The 6,701-nt window shown below is 48.7% G+C and carries 8 protein-coding genes and 1 tRNA gene; 3 read left to right on the plus strand and 6 right to left on the minus strand.

Going from position 1 to position 6,701, the window contains the following annotated elements; genetic code table 11:
* Positions 1–1,005, minus strand: a 1,005-nt coding sequence (locus SGI98_06090) for an indolepyruvate ferredoxin oxidoreductase (protein MDZ4742973.1), incomplete at its 3' end; no start/stop codon positions are given.
* A gap of 115 nt (positions 1,006–1,120) precedes the next feature.
* Between SGI98_06090 and SGI98_06095 the strand changes: the two genes are divergently transcribed.
* From SGI98_06095 to SGI98_06105, 3 genes are all read left to right on the plus strand, one after another.
* On the plus strand, positions 1,121–1,903 hold the full coding sequence (locus SGI98_06095) for a M14 family metallocarboxypeptidase (protein ID MDZ4742974.1): 783 nt from the start codon (positions 1,121–1,123) through the stop codon (positions 1,901–1,903).
* 263 nt (positions 1,904–2,166) lie between these two features.
* A tRNA-Ser gene (locus SGI98_06100) sits at positions 2,167–2,256 on the plus strand.
* Positions 2,257–3,029: 773 nt separating this feature from the next.
* On the plus strand, positions 3,030–3,422 hold the full coding sequence (locus SGI98_06105; protein MDZ4742975.1) for a hypothetical protein: 393 nt from the start codon (positions 3,030–3,032) through the stop codon (positions 3,420–3,422).
* A 114-nt stretch (positions 3,423–3,536) separates the two neighbouring features.
* Here the strand turns inward: SGI98_06105 and SGI98_06110 are convergent, their stop codons facing one another.
* From SGI98_06110 to SGI98_06130, 5 genes are all read right to left on the minus strand, one after another.
* Positions 3,537–4,154 carry a nitroreductase family protein gene (locus SGI98_06110; GenBank protein MDZ4742976.1) on the minus strand — a complete coding sequence of 206 codons (618 nt, stop codon included), beginning with the start codon at positions 4,152–4,154 and terminating at the stop codon, positions 3,537–3,539.
* A gap of 72 nt (positions 4,155–4,226) precedes the next feature.
* Complete coding sequence (locus SGI98_06115) at positions 4,227–5,048, minus strand: alpha/beta hydrolase (GenBank protein MDZ4742977.1); 822 nt, start codon at positions 5,046–5,048, stop codon at positions 4,227–4,229.
* Entirely contained in the window at positions 5,045–5,374 is a 330-nt protein-coding gene (locus SGI98_06120) for a 4a-hydroxytetrahydrobiopterin dehydratase (protein ID MDZ4742978.1), read from the minus strand. The genes SGI98_06115 and SGI98_06120 overlap by 4 nt, the downstream gene beginning before the upstream one ends.
* 215 nt (positions 5,375–5,589) lie before the next feature.
* Entirely contained in the window at positions 5,590–6,072 is a 483-nt protein-coding gene (locus SGI98_06125) for a ferritin-like domain-containing protein (protein MDZ4742979.1), read from the minus strand.
* 32 nt (positions 6,073–6,104) lie between these two features.
* Complete coding sequence (locus tag SGI98_06130; protein ID MDZ4742980.1) at positions 6,105–6,323, minus strand: dodecin; 219 nt, start codon at positions 6,321–6,323, stop codon at positions 6,105–6,107.
* Between the last annotated feature and the right edge of the window lie 378 nt (positions 6,324–6,701).

Below are 6,701 nucleotides of genomic sequence, written 5' to 3' on the forward strand. Positions count from 1 at the left end.
GATAATGATCTGGGCGACTTGCTCTTCGACAAATCCGCGGCGCTCCTCGATAATGATGATATTTTCGACAGATTCGGAAAATTCCTCGATTAATGCGGGGTCAATGGGATAACAAAGACCGAGCTTGAGTTGAGGGATTTTTTCATTCACGCCCAGTTCATAGAGGGTGTGTTGAAGGTAATTATAGCTCATCCCCGCTGCGATGAATCCGAGGGGGGCTTTTGGTTGGCCTGCAGCCGGGCGGTTGATGAATTGATTGACCCCGAGCTCGCGAGCGGCTTTCCAGAGGCGTTCTACACGCGAAGGCATGTCCTGCTCTTTACGCCAAGTGCGGGGGGGCAGGAGGACCATATCCTCGATCCGGAGTCCATTTTTGGTGTCGAGGGTGGTTTTATTATTGGTATTAATCTCGGGAAATTGATTTTTCCGGACGAGTACGGAGGCGCCCCCGTCTGCGTGATTAGGTGTCAGGAGGTAGCCGATATAGAGCTCTGAACGGCGGGAGAGCTTAAAAGCAGTGTCGATCCAGTCTTTGACCTCTTGGAAAGTGCTAGGCTCTAAGACAGGCATCATCAGATGTTTGCAAATATAACGGGAATCGGCAGGGACTTGGGTGCTTTCACTCCAAGGGTCGTCGCCCAAGACAATAACAGCACCCCCGTCCGGGTGGGCACCCGCCAGATTACCAAGGGCTAAAGCGTCACTGGCGACATGGACCCCGACGGATTTCATGGCTGCAATCGCGCGTAAACCTGACATCTGTGAGCCATTCACCATCGCGACACTCAAGGCTTCATTATTCGCCATGGCCGCATGAATCCCGTATTTTTTAGGGAGTTCCTGGATAGACTCGATACAGTCGAAAAAACCGGCCACAGGGGATCCGGGATAACCTGTCCAGAGATGAGTGCCTCCTTCGACTTCCAAAAGCCCCTTGATGAGCAATTCATTGCCCAAAAAAACTTCGATACCTTCTTCTTTTAAAAATCTTGGATCTACCTTCATTGTCCTGAAATTCTGCCACAGTCATGTCGCAAGCGCAACTATGAAGAAATTCTGGATTTTTTAATCAGAAGAAAATTTATTTGACTCTTGATCATTTATCATGGAATGAAAGGCCATGAGCGGCCCCCGAAAAATACGTTCATTTGCCCCGGTCATCCGGAGGATTAATGCTTTGGACAAGCATAAGTCTTTCAGGGTCAGTGAAATAGGAAGTGTTTCAGGGCTTCCATTTCTGATGATTGATAACCTTCATCCACCCAGCCATGCGGAATATACTGTTCATCTAACAGCGGGAATCCATGGGGATGAACCCGCCGGTGTATTAGGATTAATAAGTTTTTTAGAAAAAATTCCACCGAAAATCCTTCGGCAAGTCGCCCTGACGGTTTTTCCTTGTGTCAATGTCTGGGGTTATGAGCGCAATTTGCGCGTGAATGAGAAGGGGGAGGATATTAACCGTTGTTTTCAGGTCGGAACAAATTGTGCGGAGGTGATTTTAATGAGGAAAGGGTGGGGAAAACGGAAATATGACTTTGTAGCGAGTTGTCATGAAGATTACGACTCACTGGGAGCCTATATATATGAGCTGAAATATGATCCTCCCTTCTGGGGCCCCCAGATTCTTGCAGCTTTTTCCAGGTGTGTTACCCTTGATACCCGTCCAGAGATTGAGGGACTGCCCGCGCTTCAGGGGCACATTTGCCATGACATAAAAAAGTTACCGCCGGATATTCATGCGGAAGCCATCTACCTGATCAAAGGTGAAAATGCCAACACGAGGCATACGTTAACCTTTGAAACCCCCTCTCTCCAGCCCCTTGAAAACCGGATCGCCGCGCAAATTGCGGGATTAAAGAAGTGTTTCAGCCTGCTCATGGACAATAAACTCCGATCATAATTGTTTTTTTATTGAGGATGGATAGTTTTTTTGACTATTGCATATGATTAATGAGATAACTCCTGCTGGCGGATTTTTAGATTATATCGGGGGATATTAAAAAAATTCCCTTACACAAAATCAGTTAATCAGGATTCTATCGGCTTTTCCACTTGCCGTGTGCATAAAATACGTTTATTAAATAAAACGATTCACTTTTGATGGATAAACAATTCCTGTTAAGGATTTTGAAATAAGTTTATCCAAAAAAACCGGTTAATCATGGTGAGATGGCTGAGTGGCCGAAAGCAGCGGTTTGCTAAACCGCCGTACCGTAAAAGGTACCGAGGGTTCGAATCCCTCTCTCACCGCCACTTCAAAAACCCCAATGAAAACGGAGTTTTTAACCGAAAATAGGGCTCAAAAACAGCCATTGTAGGGGTAAAGTGAGAGAGAGATTCTACAAAAATCCACTACGCCGGTTAACGCTGCGTAACGGATGCCAACGATTTAGGCAGTTTGGATTATGGCTGAAAAAAGTTTAAGAACGGCGATCATCCTCAAATATACGGCTAGGAAATAAAACCTCTCTTGACAAGGCATGATCCCCTACAGGCAGAAACGGTTCTCAAAGAAGGCAGCACACGCTGCTATTCAGGATTTCAACCTGCGGATTCGTGAGCACAGGGTAATACCCATATTGTCATTTCAAGAATGAACTACCTCATACATGATCAAGTGCGAGTGAATCCGGAATGGAATAAATTTTCTTTTGACGTGTGAGCTCGTCATTTTGAGTGGATGGAGAAGCTGACCTTTGTATGGGAAATGGATTAGGGCCGTTTTGCCCACCATAACATTTTCCGTGCGACAAAATGGTGTGACTCAGATACACTCAAAAGCTTTTACCTTATTATTTGAACTTTTTTTTGCTCTCATAAATTCTGTGGGCTCAGAAGTTCGAAAATACTTCGACTTTTTCATTGCCCGCATCAGCCATCGATCATAAAGGGAAACGAGGTGGGGGGGTGTACACCCCATTGTGATCCCGTAACGTCGCTCTTACTCTATTGAGCAGGAGAAGCAGATACTTTTCCACAATGGAATGGCCACTTAATCGGCCTATTCTTAAAGAGAAAGACATTTTATGAAAAAAAATCCACTGACGCAGGGAAAATTAATGGAAAACTCCACCGGGATCGGCACGGTGACACGCAAGATGGTACGCAAGCGGGCGACTGAACTGGCGATGATCAGCGGCAGCACCTCTCAAGGATTGTCAAAATCCGATCTTGCACAGGCTAGGCACGAGTTAACGGGAGGATCGGATATTGATCCGCAGACTGCGATCCTTGAATCGGTGCCTGAGTCCGAGCGAGCGGAGCCAATGCCGAGTTCAACAGGACACAAAGCACCGAAATCTTCCGACGAAGATGAAGACGGCGAGGGACGCAGCCAAAGCGCGAAACTCGTCGAACAAGGCGTGGAAGAAGCAGAGCACGATCAAATGCTCAGGGCCGCACAAATCAAATTGCCATAGGATGGATACAGAAGTGTGAACGGATTTTTCGACAAGGGAAGAGCAGCCGCAATTTGCGCAAGAGGGGCTATAACATTATTCACCTCAGGAATAAAGTTTCGCTGGCGCACGCTGTCAGGTATCACGTTTCAGCACGAGCGGTGAGGGTTGTCCCCATTGGCTGGTGAATACGAACTTGACCAATGGCTTTCGCTGCCGTGGCGTCTGGTCGCGCTCCTTTAGAGCATCTAGCAGCGTGGCCGGGTCGTCTTTGTATCCGATGGCCATGGCAGTCCGTGCCGCAAAATGCTCCGGTATCCGGTAAAGCTCCCGTACTTTATCGGGAAGGATGCCGATCATCTGATGGACTGAGAGACCTCGTGACGTTGCTTCCACCACCAGATTCCCGGCGGCCAGACCCAGATCATGTACGGCAGCCTGGTTGTCTTGCTTGTTCTTTGTAAATTTCAAACTCACGACGCTCAGAACAAGCACCGGCGCCGTCTTCGCCCACGTTTGGTTTGTTTCCACAAGACAGGAAAGGAGTCTGTCGAACTCCAAGGAGTTATCCCGTGTCGCCACTAGATAGTTCCATGGCTGCTCATTATAAGAGGATGCCGCCCAGCGTGCCGCCTCAAACAGCGAACGAAGGTCAGAATCCGACACAGGACGGTCTTCGAAACAGCAGGGGCTCCACCGTTCCGCGAGGAGTTTTAGGATGTGATGGTCAGTTGTTGCTTTTTTGATGTTCATAACGCCCTTCTGTAATTCTGTGACATTCAGGATTTAATGTTTTTGGTTTTGAATCGAGGTCGATCACGACCTCTATCCTTGGATAAAGGCGAGTAGATCCTCGTTGATCTCGTGTTTGTGAGTGGTGCATAAACCGTGCGGCGCGCCCTTGTAGATCTTCAGTGTCGCCTTCTTGACCAGCTTCGCCGACAGCAGGGCGGAGTTTGCAATCGGTACGATTTGGTCATCGTCACCGTGAAGGATGAGTGTCGGCACGTCGAACTTCTTGAGGTCCTCGGTGAAATCCGTCTCTGAGAATGCCTTAATGCAGTCGTAGGTGCCTTTAATGCTTGCCAGCATCGCTTGGAGCCAGAATGACTCTCGCACGCCTTCCGAAATCTTTGTGCCCGGCAGGTTAAATCCGTAGAATGCCATCGTGAGGTCCTTCCAGAATTGTGAGCGATCGGCAAGGACCCCAGTGCGAATATCATCGAACACCTCGATCGGCAAGCCTCCTGGATGATTGGTTGTTTTCAGCATCTGTGGTGGCACCGCAGCGATCAGTACGGCCTTGGCGACCCGCTTTGAGCCGTGACGAGCGATGTAACGCGCGACTTCGCCGCCGCCCATGGAGTGGCCGACGAGAACTGCTTCCTTTAGATCGAGTGTATCAACGAGTGTCGCTAGGTCGTCTGCGAAGGTATCGTAATCGTATCCCGTCCAGGGTTGGCCAGATCGGCCAAAACCACGGCGGTCATGGGCGATACAACGGTAACCATGAGAGGCCAGAAAATACATCTGATCCTCAAAGGCGTCTGCAGTTAGCGGCCAGCCATGACTGAATACGACCGGCGTTCCACTGCCCCAGTCTTTGTAGTAAATCTGCGTGCCGTCTTTGGTGGTGATTGTGCTCATAGTTTTGATTGGGTTGGTGTTTTGTGCTCTTCCGACGTCAAACACTGGGTGAAGACGTCGTCACATTGCCGAGCTAGGGTGAAATCTTTTTCGGTGAGTCCTCCTTCATCATGCGTGGTGAGCGTGAGCGTCACCTTATCAAAATCAATATCAATATAGGGATGATGATTGATTTTTTGAGCGCACTTGGCGATACGCACCACAAAAGTGATGCTCATCGGGAATCCCTCAAACTTGAATGTGCGACGAATGGTTTGGGCGCGCTTCGTCCAGTGCGGGACGATTTTCAAGTGAAGGCTGATTTGTTTGGTATTTAATGCTGACATAATAATCAATTATTTAGGTTTCCGACGAGAATCGCTCTTTTTGCCGCCGCCGATGAGTTTGTTCACCGTGGCCCAGGCCGCGATTTCGAAGTCTCTGTACTGACATCCTTTTTCCCATATCCCGCTTCGGTGTGTGCCACCTGACGTTTCTGTTTGTCAGTGTGACTGGATTTATCACCTTGGGGCATAGAGATTCATTACTCGGTTTCGATCCTTTATTTGTCGGCCTTATTTTTTATGGGAGGGACGTCGATGTCCAGCGCTGATGCTAGATCGATTTCATGCTCCTGCTCCTGTACGATAATCCCGCGCAAGATTTCGCTGAGTGCAAATTCCCCCATCGCCTCAGCTTGGCGGATACGCTCACGATAGCGTTCCACAGTTTCCCGTTCGTTCTCCAGATCCGCGCGCAGCATTTCGACCGAGTTGGTCGAAGTCTTGACCGGCTTGGGTGTCACGCAAGGCATACCACCCAGATAATCGATCTGTTTAGCGATTTTTATGGCATGTGCCAGTTCTTCCCCCGCATGCGCTTCTAACTCCCGCGCTATGTCAGTGTAGGCGGCACCCTTCAGCACCTGACTGTACACGGTGTAGGCAATGATCGCTTGATATTCCCCCGCCAGATCCTCGTTCAATAACTGGATCATCTCTTCGCGGGTGATATTTAATCCTGTGGTGATATTTTCTTTTTTCATAATATGGTTTAATTTTCTTGCAGATTTTGGGGTTATTTCGCTGAGTCTTCTACGGCAAAGCCGATTTTTATGGTTACCTGCCAGTGATGTACTTTTCCCTTGGCGATATTGCCGCGCGTTTCGATCACCTCAAACCAGCACAGGTTCTTGATGGTTTTGTGCGCCCTTTGAATGGCCTTTTCCACGGCATCTTCGACGGAAGTGGTGGAAGTGCCGGTGAGTTCGAGCAGTTTATAGACTGGATCTTTCATGGCTGGTATGTTCCTTAAATTACAATTACAGGGTGAATAGGATTTTTGGACAGCTTACAGGTTTCGATGGTTGAGCCTCTGGATCTAGCCCCTCATCTCATCCTGCTTGCCTTCGGTGATGTTCCAGTCGCCTTTGACTTCGACTGTAGTCGTAATGGTTTGTGATTTTTGATATATTCTGGGGTAACAATACGCGATCGAGCGCGTCTTCAGCTATGGGGTATAACCCGTACTTTCCAGAACCTTGGATGACACGAAATTAAATTTGCTGGCTCCTTGGAACGTCGTCACGGATAACCGGCAGACCCTCGTCGGCGTGAGTGCCGGACAAAGTCGAAAGCCTTGGAATCCAGTCGGTCATGCGACCCAGTGTTCCTA

This window comes from Verrucomicrobiota bacterium (genome assembly GCA_034440155.1).
GTDB lineage: Bacteria > Verrucomicrobiota > Verrucomicrobiia > JAWXBN01 > JAWXBN01 > JAWXBN01.

What these genes read in the sequence shown, in the direction of transcription:
- SGI98_06095 (MDZ4742974.1), top strand. Translation starts at nt 1,121, where the DNA reads ATGAGCGGCCCCCGAAAAATACGTTCATTTGCCCCGGTCATCCGGAGG.
- SGI98_06105 (MDZ4742975.1), top strand. Translation starts at nt 3,030, where the DNA reads ATGAAAAAAAATCCACTGACGCAGGGAAAATTAATGGAAAACTCCACC.
- SGI98_06110 (MDZ4742976.1), bottom strand. Translation starts at nt 4,154, where the DNA reads ATGAACATCAAAAAAGCAACAACTGACCATCACATCCTAAAACTCCTC.
- SGI98_06115 (MDZ4742977.1), bottom strand. Translation starts at nt 5,048, where the DNA reads ATGAGCACAATCACCACCAAAGACGGCACGCAGATTTACTACAAAGAC.
- SGI98_06120 (MDZ4742978.1), bottom strand. Translation starts at nt 5,374, where the DNA reads ATGTCAGCATTAAATACCAAACAAATCAGCCTTCACTTGAAAATCGTC.
- SGI98_06125 (MDZ4742979.1), bottom strand. Translation starts at nt 6,072, where the DNA reads ATGAAAAAAGAAAATATCACCACAGGATTAAATATCACCCGCGAAGAG.
- SGI98_06130 (MDZ4742980.1), bottom strand. Translation starts at nt 6,323, where the DNA reads ATGAAAGATCCAGTCTATAAACTGCTCGAACTCACCGGCACTTCCACC.